Source organism: Desulfosporosinus sp. BICA1-9 (assembly GCF_000802135.1).
Map to the genome: position 1 here is coordinate 21601 of NZ_JUEE01000206.1, position 19978 is coordinate 41578.

General features: G+C 44.9%; 20 protein-coding genes. All 20 read right to left on the reverse strand.

Annotation, left to right across the window (positions count from 1 at the left end):
• Nucleotides 1–758 precede the first annotated feature (758 nt).
• Complete coding sequence (locus JL57_RS25530; protein ID WP_291300560.1) at nucleotides 759–1256, reverse strand: CoA-binding protein; 498 nt, start codon at nucleotides 1254–1256, stop codon at nucleotides 759–761.
• 75 nt (nucleotides 1257–1331) lie between these two features.
• Entirely contained in the window at nucleotides 1332–2633 is a 1302-nt protein-coding gene (locus tag JL57_RS25535; RefSeq protein WP_034144740.1) for a pyrimidine-nucleoside phosphorylase, read from the reverse strand.
• Between the two features lie 157 nt (nucleotides 2634–2790).
• Nucleotides 2791–3621, reverse strand: coding sequence for a purine-nucleoside phosphorylase (locus JL57_RS25540; protein WP_034144724.1), 831 nt, complete (start codon nucleotides 3619–3621; stop codon nucleotides 2791–2793).
• Nucleotides 3622–3624: 3 nt separating this feature from the next.
• Nucleotides 3625–4800, reverse strand: a complete 1176-nt coding sequence (locus JL57_RS25545) for a phosphopentomutase (RefSeq protein ID WP_034144725.1) — start codon at nucleotides 4798–4800, stop codon at nucleotides 3625–3627.
• Between the two features lie 24 nt (nucleotides 4801–4824).
• On the reverse strand, nucleotides 4825–5721 hold the full coding sequence (gene xerD, locus JL57_RS25550) for a site-specific tyrosine recombinase XerD (protein WP_034144741.1): 897 nt from the start codon (nucleotides 5719–5721) through the stop codon (nucleotides 4825–4827).
• Nucleotides 5722–5849: 128 nt separating this feature from the next.
• Nucleotides 5850–6068, reverse strand: a complete 219-nt coding sequence (locus JL57_RS25555) for a hypothetical protein (protein ID WP_034144726.1) — start codon at nucleotides 6066–6068, stop codon at nucleotides 5850–5852.
• A gap of 121 nt (nucleotides 6069–6189) precedes the next feature.
• Nucleotides 6190–6495 (reverse strand): hypothetical protein, encoded by a 306-nt coding sequence (locus JL57_RS25560; RefSeq protein ID WP_034144727.1) that lies wholly within the window; start codon nucleotides 6493–6495, stop codon nucleotides 6190–6192.
• Nucleotides 6496–6801: 306 nt separating this feature from the next.
• Nucleotides 6802–7917: an alanine dehydrogenase gene (gene ald / locus JL57_RS25565; protein WP_034144728.1), complete on the reverse strand. Its 1116-nt coding sequence runs from the start codon at nucleotides 7915–7917 to the stop codon at nucleotides 6802–6804.
• Nucleotides 7918–8030: 113 nt separating this feature from the next.
• Nucleotides 8031–8630 (reverse strand): stage II sporulation protein M, encoded by a 600-nt coding sequence (locus JL57_RS25570; RefSeq protein WP_034144729.1) that lies wholly within the window; start codon nucleotides 8628–8630, stop codon nucleotides 8031–8033.
• A gap of 44 nt (nucleotides 8631–8674) precedes the next feature.
• Nucleotides 8675–9835, reverse strand: a complete 1161-nt coding sequence (locus JL57_RS25575) for an endonuclease Q family protein (protein ID WP_034144730.1) — start codon at nucleotides 9833–9835, stop codon at nucleotides 8675–8677.
• Nucleotides 9832–10368, reverse strand: coding sequence for an NUDIX hydrolase (locus tag JL57_RS25580; protein WP_034144731.1), 537 nt, complete (start codon nucleotides 10366–10368; stop codon nucleotides 9832–9834). Before JL57_RS25580 ends, JL57_RS25575 begins: the two co-directional genes overlap by 4 nt.
• Before the next feature lie 185 nt (nucleotides 10369–10553).
• Nucleotides 10554–11108 (reverse strand): 2-oxoacid:acceptor oxidoreductase family protein, encoded by a 555-nt coding sequence (locus JL57_RS25585; RefSeq protein ID WP_034144732.1) that lies wholly within the window; start codon nucleotides 11106–11108, stop codon nucleotides 10554–10556.
• Nucleotides 11108–11857: a thiamine pyrophosphate-dependent enzyme gene (locus tag JL57_RS25590; RefSeq protein WP_034144733.1), complete on the reverse strand. Its 750-nt coding sequence runs from the start codon at nucleotides 11855–11857 to the stop codon at nucleotides 11108–11110. Before JL57_RS25590 ends, JL57_RS25585 begins: the two co-directional genes overlap by 1 nt.
• Nucleotides 11854–12927, reverse strand: coding sequence for a 3-methyl-2-oxobutanoate dehydrogenase subunit VorB (locus JL57_RS25595; RefSeq protein WP_034144734.1), 1074 nt, complete (start codon nucleotides 12925–12927; stop codon nucleotides 11854–11856). Before JL57_RS25595 ends, JL57_RS25590 begins: the two co-directional genes overlap by 4 nt.
• A complete protein-coding gene (locus JL57_RS25600) occupies nucleotides 12927–13142 on the reverse strand; it encodes a ferredoxin family protein (RefSeq protein ID WP_034144735.1) in 216 nt (71 codons plus the stop codon). The genes JL57_RS25595 and JL57_RS25600 overlap by 1 nt, the downstream gene beginning before the upstream one ends.
• Nucleotides 13143–13167: 25 nt before the next feature.
• Nucleotides 13168–14244: a Glu/Leu/Phe/Val dehydrogenase gene (locus JL57_RS25605; protein ID WP_034144736.1), complete on the reverse strand. Its 1077-nt coding sequence runs from the start codon at nucleotides 14242–14244 to the stop codon at nucleotides 13168–13170.
• Between the two features lie 292 nt (nucleotides 14245–14536).
• Nucleotides 14537–16267: a sigma-54-dependent Fis family transcriptional regulator gene (locus JL57_RS25610; protein ID WP_291300561.1), complete on the reverse strand. Its 1731-nt coding sequence runs from the start codon at nucleotides 16265–16267 to the stop codon at nucleotides 14537–14539.
• 210 nt (nucleotides 16268–16477) lie between these two features.
• On the reverse strand, nucleotides 16478–18271 hold the full coding sequence (locus tag JL57_RS25615) for a methyl-accepting chemotaxis protein (RefSeq protein ID WP_034144737.1): 1794 nt from the start codon (nucleotides 18269–18271) through the stop codon (nucleotides 16478–16480).
• A 313-nt stretch (nucleotides 18272–18584) separates the two neighbouring features.
• A complete protein-coding gene (gene spo0A / locus JL57_RS25620; protein WP_034144738.1) occupies nucleotides 18585–19412 on the reverse strand; it encodes a sporulation transcription factor Spo0A in 828 nt (275 codons plus the stop codon).
• Between the two features lie 176 nt (nucleotides 19413–19588).
• A partial coding sequence (locus tag JL57_RS25625) for a SpoIVB peptidase S55 domain-containing protein (RefSeq protein WP_034144743.1) occupies nucleotides 19589–19978 on the reverse strand: 390 nt, incomplete at its 5' end.

The following is a 19978-nucleotide window of genomic DNA, read 5'->3' on the forward strand; positions in this document are numbered from 1 at the left end:
TTTCCTGAGTTCATCACATTCTTCAAATCCTCACAATCACTTTTCTTACTCAAAAACTTGGCCCTCGGTAAATCGACAGGACGACAGTGAACTCGTTAAGCTAAAGCTGAACATCGAGACTTCGGTGGCGAAGTCGCTTTAGCATCTGCTGAGAACCTATGAAAATAGCGGCATATATTAAAACAGCAGATGCTAAAATCTGCTGTTTGTGTGCTAAAGCTATTAGACACTAGGCACGTCCTGAGACACCGCACTTGTTCCAGTGCTATCATGGGAGAGATACAGCACTTCGCAAGTCTTGTAATTATCCAGAATATTAAGCACCCGCGTCTTGTAAGTGGGTGCTTATATTCTGCTTCGTTCACGATAGTCTCCGGTAGAGAGTATCGACGGAGCCGCTGTCCTTAAAGGAACACTTGGTGGCGAAGGAGGTAGAGTCCATTCAACGGCGCGAAAGTATTCGTCAGGGTTCAACGAAAGTTTCCTCTGGAGACTTACGCCACCAAAGTCTCGAGGTTCAGATTTAGCTTAACGAGTTCACTGTCGCCTGTCGTCTTAGCGAAGGCCAAGTTCCTTTGAAGAATGTGAACTTTTGGGAAAAGGGAATATTTCAGGCCTGCCACCAAGCTGCCACACACCAAGCTGCCACACACCAAGCTGCCACAAGCTACCAAGCTGACCCTGACCCCAAGCTTATATTGCGCCAAGAATGGCATAATATTCTTCACCGAAAGGGGCTAAGACACTTCCTCACCTGTCTAATACCTCCCATAACGTTTCTGTGGTACCTTAACCTCTCTTAGACCGTGCCAATAACAAGGACTAAAATAACGCAGACTTATTTTGGACGGATAAGCTTTATGCCGCAGTACGCACCCGCGAATGACTTCAATTCCTACGTTTTCACACTCTTGTTGGAGTTCAGGTGTCCAAGTTTGCTCTTGGAACCAAATCTTACCAACCCCTGCCGACACAGCCTCATGAACCAGCGAACCAAGTCTCTCCGGAAGCAAGCAGGCCACCACCACCGTTACCTTATCAGTTAGTGGTGCTAAATTCGGATAAACCTTACTCCCCTCTAGGCGTTGGATTTCACCAGCCACAGGATAAACCACACAACCAAACTCTTTTAATGTCCGCCAAACCTTCCAAGCGTGTTTATGCTTTTTAAATTTTTCGTCATCCCCAAGCACAGCATAGGTGTCCTGAGTTGTTAACCCTTGAGCTAAAGGGTAATACTTCTTTTCCCGCACCATAATGAAATCCCCCTCCCCAGTTGCACTCATACTATGCATACGTGAAGAGGGGGATTTTATGAATACCTTATCGGTCTACTGTATTACTTCCTCGATTAAAGGAGGCAAATCAGGGGCTTGGCTCCCAACTGAAACTAAGCGATTAGCGAACTGAAGTCCCTCTGCCAACGTTGCCTGGGAACTGCCATAGAGTTGCAAGATGGGTTCTCCGGCTTCAGCCCACTCACCTGCTTTTTTTACAAGCATAACCCCTGTCCCTAAATCTATTGGACTTTCTTTAGTAACTCGTCCTGCCCCAAGGGTCATAGCCAAGATCCCAATTTTATGCGCATCAAACGCTTGTACATAGCCTGATTCCTGGGCAAGAATCGGCAGATTCCATGCGGCAACCATTAGATGACGATCCGCTACCGTTTGCGCATCTCCCCCCTGCTCCATTAGAAATGACAAGAATTTATTCCACGCAGCTCCATTGGTCAGGCTGGCACGCAACTTTTCCTTCCCAGCCTCAACGTTCGTTACGACCTGTCCAGCCACAAGCATCCAGGCCCCCAGTTCTAGACTTACTTCCATTAAATCCTCAGGACCTTTTCCTTGAAGTGCGTCCGCCACTTCAAGAATCTCCAGGCTATTTCCCACGGCTCGCCCTAAGGGTTGATTCATATTACTCAACACCGCGATGGTCTGACGTCCCAGTTGATTTCCTATGCCCACCATGGTCTTAGCCAGCACCCTAGCCTCATCAAGGGTTTTCATAAAGGCACCTGAACCATACTTTACATCTAGGATGATACCCTGCGCTCCTGCTGCGATCTTCTTGCTCATGACTGAAGAGGCAATCAAGGGAACTGAACTTACGGTCGCCGTGACATCCCTAAGTGCATAAAGCTTTTTATCGGCGGGGACGAGATTCCCTGATTGAGCAATAACGGATAACCCGATTTTCTTCACTTGTGCCAGAAATTCCTCCCGAGTAAGTTCGACCCTGAAGCCCGGCACCGCGGATAGCTTATCAATAGTTCCTCCGGTATGCCCTAAACCTCTCCCCGACATTTTCGCCACAGGTACTCCGCAGGCTGCAACCATAGGCCCCAGGAGTAAGGTGGTCTTGTCCCCCACCCCTCCTGTACTGTGTTTATCGACAAATCGTCCTCCAAGAGAGGATAGATCCAGCTGATCTCCACTCTGCGCCATCGCCATGGTTAGGTCTGCCGTTTCTTCAAGCGACATCCCCCGGAAATAAACGGCCATAGCCCAAGCTGACATTTGATACTCGGGAATGATCCCTTGGACATAGCTCTCAATAATAAAGCCGATTTCTCCCTTAGAAAGGATTTCCCCCTCCCGTTTCTTTTCAATCAGGTCCACCATACGCATCATGAATCACTCTCTCTATATCAATTCACAGTTTACGAATTAACAATAAGGCTAATACTTTAACCTATCTTAACTCGCTTTTCCAACTTTTCACGTTCTACCTGCTAGAAAGTTCAACTCTCAACTAGAGAGTACGATTTACGTCGAGAGATTACTCCTAAAGTTCCTTTACCAACCCTCGAACAAAACTTACAAACTGCTTCGTAACCCGTTCTGCAGTTTCCATAACCTCTGCATGATTAAGTTTTTGGGGTAAGATTCCAGCCGCCATATTGGTCACGCAGGAGATACCTAAAACTTGCATTCCACCGTGGTTCGCGACCAGCACTTCTGGTACGGTGCTCATACCAACCATATCAGCACCAACCGTTCGTAAGAAACGGATCTCGGCAGGAGTTTCATAATTCGGGCCGCTCATCGCCGCATAAACTCCTTCCTGAGGGCGTATCTCATAGTTTGGCATCATGGCTAATGCCTTTTGACGCCATTCTAAATTATACCCTTCGCTGAGGTCCGGAAAACGTGGTCCTAAACTCGATAAATTTGCTCCCCGCAACGGATTGTCACCCATCATATTAATATGGTCTTTAATCAGAATAAGGTCACCAGGACGAAATTCAGGATTTATTCCACCAGCAGCATTGGTAACAATCAGACCCTTGACGCCTAGTCCTTGCATAACCCGAATCGGGAAGGTCACCTCTTGCATGGCGTATCCTTCATAATAGTGAAAGCGTCCTTGCATGACGACAACCGGTCGACCATCAACTTTTCCGAAGACCCATTGCCCAGCATGCCCTTCTACCGTTGAGACCGGAAAATGAGGAATTTTATGATAAGGGATTACGACTTTCTCTTCGATCAGGTCAGCAAAAGAGCCTAACCCTGAACCCAAGATTATTCCAAGTTCAGGTGACACCCCTACCTGATTCTGAAGATAATGTCGAGCTTCTTCTAATTTAGCATTCTGTTCCAGTTCCGAGATCATTTCTTATACCCCCTTAATATCAGTGAAAAAACTTTTTCCATTGACTATTTGCTCAGTCCCCAGATATTCAGCGACAGTCGCCCCTAAATCCGCAAAGGAAGAGCGCACTCCAAGGTTCACGCCCTTATTCAGATTTTGTCCATAAACAAGCAAAGGCACATATTCCCGAGTATGATCCGTACCTCGGATGGTCGGATCACAGCCATGGTCGGCCGTAATAATCAGCATATCTTCTGGCCGCAGGGCAGCGTAGATCTCCGGCAGGCGAGTATCAAACTCTTCTAACGCCCTCGCATACCCTTCAACATCATTGCGGTGCCCATAAATCATATCAAAATCAACCAGGTTGCTCATGATCAAACCCGCTTTTACTTTTACCATATAAGCTAAGGTCTTATCAACACTTTCCATATTCCCTTTGGAGGTCACGTAGTCGGTCACACCCCGCCCCGCATAAATATCCTTGATTTTCCCCACTGCACAGACCTCAAGCCCTTGTTCTTCTATATATTCCAATAAAATTTTATGAGGGGGTACCATCGCAAAATCATGTCGGTTCGGAGTGCGATAATAATTGCCGACATTACCAAGAAATGGCCGGGCAATTACGCGTCCTACTTGCATCTCACCAATCAACAGTGTGCGGGCAATCTCACAGATACGCATAAGTTCCGCCAGTGGGATTACCTCTTCATGAGCGGCCACTTGGAAAACTGAGTCTGCGGAAGTATAAACGATCGGTTTTCCTGTCCGTACATGCTCTTCACCAAGGCGCTGGATAATCTCAGTTCCAGAGGCGACTTCATTGCTTAATACCTCTCTTCCAATCGCTGACTCATAGCGTTGAATAAATTCTTTAGGAAAGCCCTGCGGAAAGGTTGGCAGTGCCCTCTCCAAAATGATCCCAGCCATTTCCCAATGCCCAGTCGTAGTATCCTTACCAATAGACTTCTCCGCCATTTTTCCATAACTAGCTTCTGGATCGAGAATAGCCGGAACTCCGGTGATAGGCTTAATATTACCCAAACCGAGTTTTTGAAGATGCGGAAGATTAAGTCCCCCCCGCAGACGAGCAGTATTCCCTAAGGTATGGCTCCCAGTGTCTCCGTAGTCTCCAGCATCAGGCATTTCTCCGATCCCAACGCTGTCTAAGACAATAATTATGACCCTTCGTGACATGTTCTTGCTTCACTTCCTTGTCTATCAATCCGCTCGTGGATGTGCCTTTCTAAAGACATCCAATATGCGATTTCGTGTCAGATGCGTATAAATCTGAGTCGTTGCAATGTCCGCATGCCCCAGCATTTCTTGCACAGAACGCAAGTCAGCCCCATTATCCAGAAGATGGGTTGCAAAGCTGTGACGAAACATATGAGGGGAAATCGATTGCTCTAGATTATGAGTTTGTCCCCACTTTTTTAGAATATGAACCACTCCTTGACGAGTGAGAGGCTGACCATGGACATTCAAAAACAGGATATCGGTTTTTCGCTTGCGACTCAATCGCCCTCTTGGACCATCTAAATATCGTGCCACATCCTGCATGGCTTGTTCTCCTAACGGCACAATCCGCTCCTTACTTCCTTTACCAATACAGCGAACATATCCGACGTCCAACGATACATCCGTTAAACGCAACCCGATCAGTTCTGATACACGAAGACCACTACTATAGAGAACTTCCAGCATCGCTAGATTGCGCAGATTAAGGTCTGTTTCCTCTCCTGCTCTTAATAGGTTGTCCATAGTCATTTCCGATAACACCTTCGGAAGAGGTTGATTTAACTTGGGGGTCACTAAATAGGAACTTGGATTATCATTCCGATGTCCTTCCTCTTGCAAGAACGCAAAAAAACCTCTCAGGGTTGCATTGCAGCGAGCAATCGTTCGAGGTGCCTTGCCATTTTCTTTGGCTTTGAGATGAAATAAAAACAGGTCATTACCATCACAGTGCCTAACTTCTGTTCCCCTCTGTTTTAGGAAACTTAAAAGTAAGCGTAAATCCCGCTCATAAGCCTGCCTCGTGTTCTCTGAAAGTCCCCGCTCAACATGCAGGAAGGTTAGGTACTGTCTAATAAGTTGTTCCTCGGAGGCTACCATATTTTCCCCTTTCTTATAGGTCAAAAAGTTCCTCTACGTTTATTACATTCTACACAGAAAGGGGATTTCCTTGTACTAGTAGGCTTGGCACAAGCCAAGTTTTTATATACTAGTCAGAAAGTATAACTTTACTCAACCTTTATCCAATTTGTGTGTCCTTCGCCTTTAAGGGGTGCATCCACTCGCAGAGGATTCCCGAAGGGTTTTTGATCGTTATGTAAGAGCGAAGACATCCAACTATTACAGACCGCAGCTAACTTGGGAAGCAGCACGGCTAGTAAAATAAGGAGGATAAAAACCCTGCCTAGATACAGAAAAAAATCACTCCAGCGTTTCGTTGGTAGCATTAAACTCCCCCCTATCTCTTAAACCTATGCATCCTCTGATTGTACTTATCCTAAAAAAAGAAAGGACTGGTTATTCTTTTAACCGGTCCTGAACGTAAAATAATGGTAATTCCTTTTAAGTTTAGAAGCTTCTTTGGGGAAGATCATAACGAGGGTCAAATGGCTGGGGAATACCCATCTGGCGTTCTAAGCGCTGCAGCCATGCAGGTTCAAATTGCTCTTCAAAAAGTTCCCACCAAAGCGGTTCCTGTCCAGGTAAAAAGCCCATGCGTTTTTCCATTCTTTGGAGCCACCGTGGTTCAAATTGTTCTTCAAATCGTTCCCACCAAGCGGGCTCATAGCCGCCCGTGTAGTTGATTGGATACCAGCGCACTTGATGCGGGTAATGACCATATATGGGAACGAAAGTCGTTTGTTTCTGATGCAATACACTCACTCCTTACCAAATCATTTGAAAAATTACCGATGTTTTTCTATAATACCATTATATTCCTAATGAATATCTTCGAAAGTTGGCCCTCCCTGAGGACTTCCTATTCTTAACGAAAAAACGAGTGGAACCCATCAACGGATTCCACTCGACGTTATATAACATAGACTTTATCATAATAATCTGAAACAATTTTGTAGTACAGTAAAGTTAAAGAAACCTTGCCCAATGACTAAGTGCTATTCGAATCTCGAATCCGAATCTCGAATCTTGGATCTCGAACCTCGTTTTAGAAACTCAGCTTTAAAGTAAAGCCTCCTCCAGAGGAGTGTACATAATGTTCAAGGCTTCGGCAATTGCTTTATAGGCTAATTTGCCGTTAACAACGTTAACCCCTTTACGCAGGGAACGATTTTCCTGAATCGCTTTGAAATAACCTTTATTGGCGATCTCCAGAGCATAACCCAACGTCACATTGGTCAAGGCAAAGGTAGACGTTCTGGCAACTGCTCCCGCAATATTGGGAACTGCGTAATGAATAACCCCATATTTGATATAGGTGGGATCACTATGCGTTGTAACACGGTCAATTGTGGCAATACTACCGCCTTGGTCGATTGCAACATCCACAATCACACTTCCAGGAGACATTGCTTTCACCATGTCCTCGGTTACTAAATGTGGCGCACGGGCACCTGGGATAAGTACAGCCCCAACTAACAAATCTGCTTTTGCTACGCTGTTAGCAATATTAAAGGGATTTGAGGCCAGTGTTCTTACTCGACCGTTAAACATTTCATCAATCTCTCTGAGCCGCTGTGTGCTTTGTTCAACAATCGTAACTCCTGCACCTAAGCCGATGGCCATCCGAGCAGCGTTTGTCCCAACAATTCCGCCACCGATAATAGTTACGTTAGCAGGAGTTACCCCTGGGACTCCACCCAGCAAAACGCCTTTTCCTCCAAAGGGCTTTTCGAGTAACTGTGCCCCGATTTGAATCGCCATGCGGCCAGCAACTTCGCTCATCGGGATCAATAAAGGCAGCGAACCATTATCTAATTGGATCGTTTCATAGGCTATGGCCACTACTTCTTTATCCATAAGTACTTTAGTCAATTCTGGTTCTTTTGCCAAGTGCAAGTAAGTAAATAAAATTTGCCCAGGTTTAAAATATTCGTATTCGATGGCTACAGGTTCTTTAACCTTGATGATCATGTCAGCTTTCCAAACGTCAACGGCCGAATCAGCGATCTGAGCACCCGCATCGATATACTGTTGATCGGTGATACCACTGCCTTCACCCGCAGATTTTTGCACAACCACTTGATGCCCTGTCAAAGTAAAAGCATAGACTCCAGCAGGAGTAATAGCCACGCGACTTTCATTGTTTTTAAGCTCTTTCGGTACTCCAATAAGCATAACTTAACCTCCATCTCAATCATTAGGACTTGCATATAATTATAATTCAACTATTGTGCCGTTAGCAAGCAGTTTATAAAGTTGCTATCTTCAATATAACCCGAAATCATATCTTACAGTCTCAATAAACGCAGGCCAAGAATCGAAAAATAGCCTTGTGCCACGCCAACCGCAACCGCTCCAATAGAAACAAAGGCTGCTGCTGCGGTATAATAAAGAAATTCTCTGCGCAAAGATTCCCCTCTGGCTTTACCTCTGAGTAACAAAAATGAGAAAATAGTTGCTAATCCAGCACCAAGGAGCAGCAACGGAACAGCAAGAATAGTAGGCACAAGGACCGTCGTAAGAATTAGAGCGATTCCAAGCGTTCCTTTCACTCCAATGATAAAGCTCACCGTAAAGCCAAGAATAAATCCTCGTGTAAAAACAATCAGATAGATTAAGGGGGCCCCGATGATCGTAAGTCCTAAGATCCAAATTCCAGCCATCATGATAAACATATCTCGGGCGAGTTGCCCTAAGAAAGTCGGATCAAAATTAGTGGGTTGGCTTTTCAACAGCATGTCCAAAAATTTACCAAGTTGAGAGCTTTCAGACACTCCCAAAGCACTGACACCGACCGCCCCGAACACCACACCTGAAAGATAGACACTCGAAAGTGTGAGATAAATGACCCAATATTGACGAATGTGTTCACCGAGTTGTTTCCACATCCTCCGCACCCCTTCCCAAACCCTTCTATGGGAGTTTATTCCACTCAAGGGGAAAGTATGTCCACAACTCTGCCAAAAACACCTCCGCCTCCTGCTTCAATGGTTAAGTCGCCCCGACGTGCTTTTATAATCCAAACTGCAACTTTTTCTCCTGCAACGCGCACCAAATCTGAAGAATCCACATGATGAAGCACGGCCATTTCTGTCCCAAAAGCACTTAAAAGGCGCGCATGCATTTTCGGCCCAATTCCTGGAAGATTTCTAAGCGGGACTTGATGGACATAGGTTGAAGCATCCGGTTTACCTATTGGGCGGTCAGCAATACTGACTAAGCGATCCAAAACGCCCGTTACAACGTGACCACTCCCGCATTGCGGGCAAGTCAGCTGGGGAGCAGGAGGTTTGACGACCTTTTCACAATTTAGACAATAGGTGCGATGATATTTTCCCACTTTGGGAGGCAAACCATAATTTCGGACAAGCTGTTTGTTTTTATTCTGTACTAAATCATAGAGTCCTCCGAAAGAGGAATCTACCTGTTCAAACGTATTATATTCTCGAGCAATATTCGGCAAGGAGTGGGCGTCTGAGTTACTGAACAAAACCACAGACTCCAGTTCACTGATACTTTCTGCCATTCCGCGGTCAGCACTGAGCCCAATTTCTAGAGCATTAGGCATAGCGGGTAAAACATGACTCAAACGCGGACAACAATTACCATAAATACCCTTGTGAGGAGTGAAGGCATGGGCGGGCAGCCAGATTCCCTCTGCTTTATTAACAGCCTCAAGCCATAGATCGATCGGCAGAAAACCCCTCTGGGTACTTAATTGCCAGTTCTTAGTCGTAGTTTTTAAAGCTTTTACATACTGTTTGACATGCTCCAACCCTTGAAAATAAGCCAAGAAGTGTGCATAACCCTCACCAACCTGCAATTCAATTTCATGTCCAGGTATCACTGTTAAACCAGTAGCAGCATACCCTCCTGCTGATAAAGACTTTATTTCACCTGAAGCAAGTAAAGTTTCGAAATCTTTTTGGACTCCCGTCGAATGCGCATCCACAATCCCTACCATTGAAAGCCCTTTAACCTCTCTGGCAACTTGGAGGATATTGGGCAGGATTAAGGTTTTAGCCCCAGTAATTTTCACATAGTTTCCGTCTAAACTTTGCCCAATGTGAATATGCAAATCTGCGAATATCATCTTATTCGTCCCTGAACCAGTAAAATTCCCAGCATTGTTTTTGCGTCATTAAACTTATTTTGTTGAGCCTTTAGGACGGCTTCATCCCAAGGAATTCTCTCAACCCCTAAGAATTCGTCGTCATCCGGTTTGAGCGGATCCCAGACTAAATCCACAGCTAGAAAAAGATGGATCACCTCGTCCGTGAAGCCTGGTGTGGTATAAAAACTGCTGATCGGTTCCAAGGTCCCTCGATAGCCAGTTTCTTCGCGAAGTTCTCTTTGAGCGCAATCCAGGGGGAGTTCCAGTAGATCTAGTTTACCTGCCGGTATTTCAAGGGTTTCTTGACCTACTGCATAACGGTATTGACGGACCATGAGCAGGTGCTGATCCTGCAAAGCGACAATCCCTACCGCTCCAGGGTGTCTAACGACTTCACGGGACGTCTCCAATCCATTGGGCAAACGGACAATATCTCGTTCTATACGAAGCAGACGCCCTTCAAAAACAACTTTGCTCTCGATACGTTCTTCCCGTCGATCATGTTCTTCCAATACGTTTACCTCTTTCCTTAACCTATCTCTAATTAATATCTTACCCCATACTCTTATCAAGATTCAAGAAAAGTCCTAGAGAAACCTCGACAAGACCAAAGCACAGAAAAAAGCAGTTCGTTAAAAAACGATACTGCTTCACTATTACTTGAGCTAATACAATACTTAAGGTTACTCGCAGGTAGTTAAATCATTTTTGCTCTTTTAGCCAACTCCACCCCTGTCTCAAGGGCCTGACGGTTAAGGGGGATGAGATTATGTCTATGCTCCGGCAGGACTTTCTTCAAAGCCCCAATCACGGATTCTATGGTTACCGTACGGGTTAACTCGACAAACGCGCCGAGAATAATCATATTGGAAACTCTTGTATTTCCTAATTTTTCATTAGCGAGTTCTGAGGCCGAGATTTTTAGAACTTGAAGATCTTGGCGCTGAGACTCAATATCGATCAGTGATGAGTTAATGAGTAACCGTCCTCCTGGTTTAACATCCTGTTCAAACTTCTCCAGAGAGGGGCGATTCAGGACTATCAGCGTATCAGGTTCGGTAATGATCGGAGAGCTTACTTCATCATCTGAGATCGTGACAGAACAATTGGCGGTGCCTCCACGCATTTCCGGGCCGTAGGAAGGGATCCAACTTACATGTTTTTCTTCGACGAGGCCCGCATAAGCAAGCAGCTGTCCCATGGACATAACCCCTTGTCCTCCAAAGCCAGCCAAGATAATTTCTTGCAACATTAGACCTTCACCTCTTCCAGCTTTTTTTTGACGCCGAGTGGATAGACAGGAATCATATTATCAACTAACCATTGTAAAGATTCTTTGGGCGTATACCCCCAGTTCGTAGGACAGGTCGATAAAATTTCAACGAGTGTAAACCCGATACCTGCCATTTGATATTCAAATGCCGTCTTAATCGCTTTTTTAGCTTTAGCAACTTCTTGAGGGTTGTGCACAGACACCCGGGCGATATAAGCAGCCCCATCTAAAGTAGCGAGCATTTCCGATACTCTCAAGGGATACCCTTGGGGAGCGGCATTTCTTCCTTGGGGAGAAGTCGTGCTTACTTGCTTCAGAAGCGTCGTAGGGGCCATTTGCCCACCAGTCATCCCATAAATGGCATTATTGACAAAAATCGTTGTGATTTTCTCACCACGGGCCGCGGCATGCACAATTTCTGCCGTACCAATGGCAGCTAGATCACCATCCCCTTGATACGTAAAGACAACCTTTTGGGGATGGACTCGTTTAATTCCCGTGGCGACAGCCGGCGCTCTACCATGGGCAGCTTGTTGCATATCAAGATTAAAGTAGTTATAAGCTAAGACTGAGCATCCCACCGGTGATACGCCAATAGTGTCTTCTCTGACTCCTAGCTCATCAATCACTTCAGCCACTAGGCGGTGAATAATGCCATGTGTACAGCCTGGGCAATAGTGGGTCTTGGCCGAAGTTAAGGCTTCAGGTCGTCCAAAAACAGTTATCATGCGTTTCCAGCCTCCTCTCCACTACTGACCCAACGTTTGACTTCTTCAAGAACTGCACGAGCAGTAGGAACCATGCCTCCGACCCGTCCATATAAATGGACTGGGATTTTGAACTCCAAGTTATAGCGAACGTCTTCCACAAGTTGGCCCATGCTCATCTCAACTGTGAGAACATGCTTGGCTTGCCTACAGGCCTCCTGCAGGGCATCTTTAGGGAAGGGAAATAAAGAAATCGGTCGGAATAGCCCCGCCTTAATTCCAAGTGCCCTTGCTTGATCCACAACCGCTTTAGCGATCCTGGCCGAAGTGCCGTAACCGACTAAAATCAGCTCCGCATCGTCCGTTTGATAGTTTTCCCAGAGCACTTCTTTGGCCATACTCTCAAATTTTAGTTGAAGGTGAAGGTTGTGCTTTTCGAGTTCTACAGGATCAAGAAATAATGAGTTAATCAGATTGGGTTTTCGTCCCTTGGCACCCGTGGTTGCCCATGGTTTCTCCGAGTTGGAAATTTCTATTTTTTCCGTCGAGAATTCGACGGTTTCCATCATTTGCCCGAGAATGCCATCTCCTAAGATCATGACAGGGTTACGGTATTCGTCAGCTAGGTCAAAGGCTTTCCCGATTAGATCCACCATTTCTTGAACGGTGGCCGGAGCAAGTACAAGCACTTTATAATCTCCATGCCCGCCCCCTTTGACTGCCTGGAAATAGTCGGATTGGGCAGGCTGAATACCGCCAAGCCCAGGGCCCCCTCGTTGCATGTTTACAATCACACACGGGAGCTCCGCGCAAGCTATATAGGAAATCCCTTCTTGTTTAAGGCTGATACCCGGGCCTGATGAGGAGGTCATTACCCGTGCTCCTGCCCCTGCTGCCCCGTAAACCATATTAATCGCTGCAATTTCAGACTCCGCCTGTACAAATACCCCGCCGACTTCTGGAAGGTGTCTCGCCAGATACTGCGGAATTTCATTTTGCGGGGTAATGGGATACCCGAAGAAATAACGGCAGCCGGCGCGAATCGCAGCTTCTGCTAAGGCCTCATTGCCTTTCATAAGTACCTTGGCCATTATTTTTTCTCCTCCTTTCGGACCGTGATTGCGACATCCGGACACATTCTGGCACAAAAGCCACAAGAAATGCACTCGTCTTGTTTTAGCACGGTGGCAGGATGAAAGCCCATGGCATTCAAATAATCGGCCATGATCACAATGTTTTTTGGGCAAGCCTCCGCACAGAGCTCACATCCTTTACAGCGGTCTTCATCGAACTCAACTTTTAGCATAAAAGCTCCTCCTTGTCTGTGCTGATCACTGAGAGGTCTGTAAGTAGTTCGAACGAATTCGTCCAATCCTCTCAATGCGCTGTTCAGCCATACGATCCGCAGCAATATAAGTGGGTATTTTATACTCTTTGGCAATTTCAAGGACCTTTGCGACATTGTCATAAACCATTTCAACTTTTTTCAGGGCACGCTCATAATTATAGCCTTCTAACTCATCTGCCACATTGATAACGCCGCCACAATTAATAACATAGTCAGGCGCATAAAGAATACCGAGTTCATGCAGCTTATCCCCGTGGTGTTCTTCTTTGAGCACATTATTAGCAGCGCCCGCAATGATTGAGAATTTAAATTGAGGAATTGTTTCATCATTAACCACTGCCCCCATGGCACAGGGCGCAAAGATATCTGCTTTAACACCAAAGATCTCAGCAGGACGAACCGCGGTCGCTCCCATTTCGTTAATCACACGCTTGATGAGATCATCCTGGATGTCTGTAACGATTAGTTTGGCACCCTCTTCGTGCAAGTGTTTCGCCAAATAATAGCCCACATGCCCTAGCCCTTGTATGGCAATTGTCTTCCCCGTCAAAGAGTCACTGCCGTAGGCTTCCATAGCTGCAGCTTTCATTCCCCGCCATACTCCACGAGCTGTCATTGGAGAAGGATCTCCGGAAGCGCCATAGGAAGAGGATACTCCTGTCACAAAATCGGTCTCTAAATGTACCCAATCCATATCTTGTACTGTGGTCCCAACATCTTCAGCGGTGATGTAACGTCCATTCAGTGATTGAACATAACGGCCAAAGGCTCTGAACAATTCTTCACTTTTTTGGGTGTGAGAATCCCCGATAATCACGGTTTTTCCACCGCCAAGATTTAAACCTGCGGCAGCATTTTTATAGGTCATTCCTCGAGCAAGCCTTAGGGCATCAAAGATAGCCTCCTCTTCACTGGCATAATTCCACATCCTTGTTCCACCTAGGGCCGGTCCTAACGTTGTATCATGAATGCAAATAATAGCTTTTAACCCTGACGTCTGATCTTGACAAATAACAAGCTGTTCGTAATCATACTTCTGCAAATATTCAAATATTTCCATTTAGTTTTCCCCCACTTTCTCTTGCCCTTAGTTAAATGCAATAAGAGTGCCAAGGTTTTAAAACTGACTCAAATTATTAACCACCCATCTCTGATCTTTAGAATTATCAGAATTCAGGCGCATTTTATTTTAAGAAGCCAGCTAGGCAACTATTACAACAGCTATGAGCCCTTACTTAAGCAGTTTGTCAATAATGCAAAAAAATTCATGACTTGCAATAATATGCAGGCAATAAATTGCATGCGAAGGATTGCAAGTCATGATTTAGTTAAACTTATTGTAAGATATTCCTTTAAATAAGGGCATGTCGCTCAAGTTTATAGTAGAAATTGCGTATGGACATTTTCAGTTCCTTAGCTGCCTTTGTTTTATTACCCCCATTTCTTTGGAGGGTAACTAAGAGTATAGCGCGTTCCCATTGCCGTTGCATTCCTTCAAATCCACCTTCTTCTTGCGTCAAAGAAGATTGTACCGAGTTCACGAAACCCGCCTCTGGATAATTGAGACTCGGCAAGGCTAAAACCGGAAGATGCTGTAATTCCACAACCGTTTCCCCGATGCGCATATTAATAATAGCTCGTCCTAAAATGTTTTCTAATTCTCGAACGTTCCCTGGCCAATGATACCCCATCAAAATTTGCAATGCCTCATCACTAACCCTCTCAACACATCGGCCGTAGTCTTGATTAAAACTCCCCAGAAGGTGGTGAACAAGCAAGGGGATATCATCTCTTCGCTGCCTTAAAGGCGGAATAAGGACTGGAATTACGTTTAAACGATAATACAAATCTTCACGAAATTTACCAGTTCCTAATGCCGCTTCTAAATTTGCATTAGTCGCTGTAATAACCCGGACATCTATGTTAAAGGGACGATTATCTCCGACTTTAACAATTTCACGTTCTTGCAATACTCGCAAGAGCTTGGCTTGCAGGTTTAGACTAATCTCTCCAATCTCATCGAGAAAAATAGTCCCTCCGTTAGCCTCTTCAAAAAGGCCCGCCTTTCCACCGCGCTTGGCTCCTGTAAAAGCCCCTTCAACATAGCCAAACAGCTCACTCTCCAACAGGCCCTCAGCTAATGCTGCGCAATTAACTCTGATAAATTGCCCTTTTTTTCGTTCACTAGAGCGGTGAATGGCATGGGCAAATAGTTCTTTCCCCGTTCCGCTTTCTCCACGCAAGAGGACAGTAGCCGGTGTCACCGCTGCACGCCCCGCTTGTTCGATCGCTGCTTTAAGGGCCTCACTTTCACCAATAATGTCGCTAAAGGTATATTTTGCTTCCAAATGGCGAATTAAACGTTTGGCGCTTTCCAACTCTTCCGAGAGTCTATGGATCTCAGAGATATCGTGGAGCACCCCTACAGTTCCTCGCAACTGCCCAGAAACAATGATGGGGGCAACGTTAACAATCACCTCTTTACGCTTAGGTCCCACTTTCATGAAAACTCCTTTAACAGGAAGACGAGTTTTCAAGACCTGGATATGCATACTTTCTCCTTCTGCAATGTCTACAGTAGGAGGTTTGCCGATGACATCATTTGCAGTGAGACCTGTCAAGCGTGTGTAAGCTGGGTTAATTAATAATCCGAGACCCTTTTCATCCACCACAGAGATCGCATCCTGAGTGGAATCAATAATTGCGGAAAGTAGAATACGTACCTCCTGCAGCGTGTTTACTTTAGCCCTGAGCTCGTCAAATTCCTCCATATCTTGTAGGAAGACCACTGCTCCGATGACGCGACCCTGATCGTCATAGTATGCCATCCGACTGGCTATAAACATCTTTGTGCCGATTCGGCTAAAACTATTTAGTTCAATCGTTTCAGAATCACGGATGTTCGGCAAGGGATCATCCGGTATGAGCTGCCATACATCTTTGCCTAAAATGTCTTGGACGGATAGCTCCAAGAACTTCGCTGCCAGAGGACTACAGATCACTATTTCGTTTAAGAGGTTGATCCCTATGATCGCTTGGTTCTTTTCTTCAGCCAAACTCTCTAGCTCGCGACGCATAAACATCTTTATTTCCCCTTCCAATACCGTTTTTCATTACATATGTAGATTCTCTCTTTAGTATGCAAAATCCTGCTTAGCAATACTTTGCATACTTTTTGACCTTGATTTAACTCATTGGCCTAATCTAAATAACCCCTCTATACCCTGAAACCAGGGCGTAGAGGGGGTTATATTGTTAAATCTTATAACATTTTTCTCAAAACTCCAGAGCGGCTAGATCTTAAAACTGGCAATTGCTGATTGCAATGTTTGACCCAGCCCTGCCAACGAAGCTGCCGAAGCAGCGATTTGTTGGGTTATGGCACTCTGCTCCTCTGTACTGGCTGATGCTTCCTCTGTGGCAGCAGCGGTTTCTTCGGCCACTGCGGAAATGGAAGCTATCGTTACAGTTATCCCCTTGGCAGAGGTATCAATCTGTTCTGCCGAAGCATTCACGGCCCCAATCTTTTCTACCATTTCTCCTACAGAAGCAGAAATTTCTCGAAAGATCTGATCTGTCCGGAAGACTGCGGAATTTTGCCCGTCTACAATTTGCCTAGTATTATCCATTTCCTGGGCAGCAGCTTCGGCACCTGCTTGGATTTTCTGCAAGATCTCGGCAATTTCACGGGTAGATTGTGCAGAACCTTCCGCCAACTTTCTAACTTCCTCTGCCACAACGGCAAAACCACGTCCGTGTTCACCAGCTCGTGCGGCTTCAATAGCAGCATTTAAGGCTAAAAGGTTTGTCTGACCAGCAATCGCGGAGATAGTTTCTAAGATCCGACCTACCTCGTGAGACTGATTAACTAAATCATCAGTAGCCTTGTCCACCTTTTCCGTCGCAGCTAGATTCTCTTTCATTTTATCATTTTGATTCTGAATAGCACTAAAACCATCGCCAACAAGAACTTGAGTCTGTTCTGAGCTCTTAGCAATTTCTTCAATTCTTTGCCTAATTTCACTAATGGCTTGGGTAATGTTTTCAACCATACTAGCAGCTTCTTGAGCCTGTATTGCTTGTTCATTAGCACCCTGAGCCATATTTTGTACTGTGGATGTTACTTGTTCGACGGACTTCGTTGCCTCCTCCGTTGAGGCACTCATTTCTTGAGCAGATGTAGCAATCTGCCAGGCACTTTCCTTTGATCGTTGAATTAAAGAGCGAAGGTTAGCTTGCATTTGATTGACAGAGTCTACCATCATGCCTATTTCATCGCGGCCATCTATTACGATCTGATCAAACGTAAGATCTCCTTCGGCAACCCTCTCCATAGTTCGCGAAACCTTTGCCAAAGGCTTAGCAATCATGCGTGCTAAAACTAAAGCGACTAGTAGACCCCATACAATACTCACTATGGTTAAAATTAACAGGCTCAATTGGGCTCTTTGGTTAGCTATTTGAGATTGGTTCAAGGCATTTTGGGTAATTCTATCAATTTCCTGACGCATATCATTATTTACAGCTCTATAGCCATCAGTTGTAGCCTTTGTACTCCCGATTTTCAAACGTGCTTTAGATATATCCCCTAGTTGAACTAAGGTAATCTGCTCCAGAAAATATACTTGCGCCTGCTCAATCAACGGTTGTCCCCGGGCCATTAAAGCGGCTATCTCGGGATGTGACGGCAGGAAGATAGCTATATCTTCTAAGTCCTTTTGAATTTGATCTTTTCCTGCATAGTACGGGGCTAAATAAGAGCTATCCCCACTAACGACATATCCCCTTGCTGCTGATTCTTCATTAACTAATTGCGTCAAAAGGTCGTCCGCTAATCTCCCTAAAGGCATCGCATCTTGCGCAATAGCAGCTGTAGCCTTTTCCATTTGCACATTCTGATAGAGGGAAAAAGCTGAGGAAATAATCATCATTAATAAAACAAGTCCAAAACCTAAAATGAGTTTGCTTTGCAGTTTCAGATCCTTAAGTAAAGCTCGTTTCCTATTGCCTTTATGTACCGGTGGCTTAGATTCACTTGCCTTTGAAGTGCCTTCAGTAGGTTCTATCATCACTGCCGTCCTATCCATCTTTTAACAACTCCTTAATAAACCCCAATAGCTACCTGAATTTAATTCGTCAACACATCATACTGGGTGTTAACTACTTTGTATTTCTAGCTCGCCCCCTTCTTTTTCATATTAACAAGTAAGTAGCTTGGTCGACTTGGTAGCTTTTACTGAATTCGCTCTTTGGCGAAAGATCTTCCCTGTATTAGCTTTCATAAAGAAACCTTTTATGGCGGTCTCATAGTCCCTAGGAACATAATTCCTAAAAAAAGCCAAACGCCAAAAACATCTCCATAGATATAGAGATGTTTAACGGACAGAAACCTTATTGCTATTAATACATCATCGACATACGCAATTTATCTGCCACCATTGCCACAAATTCGGAATTAGTGGGTTTACCGCGATCAACATTAATGGTGTAGCCAAAAAAGCGATTCATGAAATCCACGTTTCCACGATCCCAAGCTAACTCAATGGCATGCCGAATTGCACGTTCGACACGACTGGGGGTGGTCTGATATTTTTGGGCAATCATGGGATAAAGTTCCTTGGTCACAGCCCCAAGCAATGATACTTCAATAACTACGCTGACAATAGCATCCCGCAGATACTGATACCCTTTAACATGTGCTGGTACCCCCATCTGGTGAATCATTCGCGTGACTTCAACTTCAAGATTTTTAGTCGTTGGCGGTAAGACTCCATTATAGATCTGAGAATTTGAATTTGAACTATATTTGTCATGTTGTACAGTATTTGTGTGTGGTATGTTTACTGTATTTGAAAAATCATCTTGCAGTTGGCGAATACGTTTACCCAAAATATCTAAATCAAATGGTTTTAAAATGTAATAATTTGCACCAAGGTTGACAGCTCTTTGGGTCATCGATTCTTGACCAAAGGCGGTTAGAATAATAATTTTAGGTCTTATAGGGGCATTTTGAAGTTTCTCAAGTACACCCAAACCATCAAGATGAGGCATGATAATATCCAATAAAACAACTTGAGGTTCTTCCCGTGCAATTAATTCCAGAGCCTCATTCCCATGATATGCAACCCCAACAAGGCTCATATCTTCCTGCCGTTCAATAAACTCTTTGACAATCTCAACAAATTCCCGGTTGTCATCTGCCAATAAAACTCGTATAGGCCTTTGCATTTCCCAGGATCCCCCTCATTTCAGCCGTATTGAATTATAATTTCGACAATTCTTTTCATACTCCTTCTTTTAAAAGGAAGAAAACCTAGTTTTTATTTGTAAAACTTGACTTTATAAGGAGAAGAAGTAACCATTTCTAATGGCTACTCCTTCTCTAATTTTCCGATCGACTATTCTTAAGCCGCTTCCCTCTTGCCTGTTACTTTTGAGTTTGAGTCATTGAGCATGTTTTGGATGAAGACTCCGTATCCCCGCTGGCTGTCGTTCACAAAGACATGCGTAATTGCCCCGATAAGTTTGCCGTCCTGAATTATGGGACTACCACTCATTCCTTGGATAATACCGCCTGTTATATCTAGCAGCCTAGGGTCGGTAACACGAACGATCATGTTTTTGCTATCGGTTCGATTGTGCATGACACGATCAATGTTGACCTCAAATTCCTCAATTTTTTCTCCTTGTACCACCGTATAAATCTTGGCCGGACCAACTTTAATCTCAGATTCCCAGCCGACTGGAATAGCTTCTTTGAAAAAGGAGTTTTCAATTTGACCGCTCATCGTTCC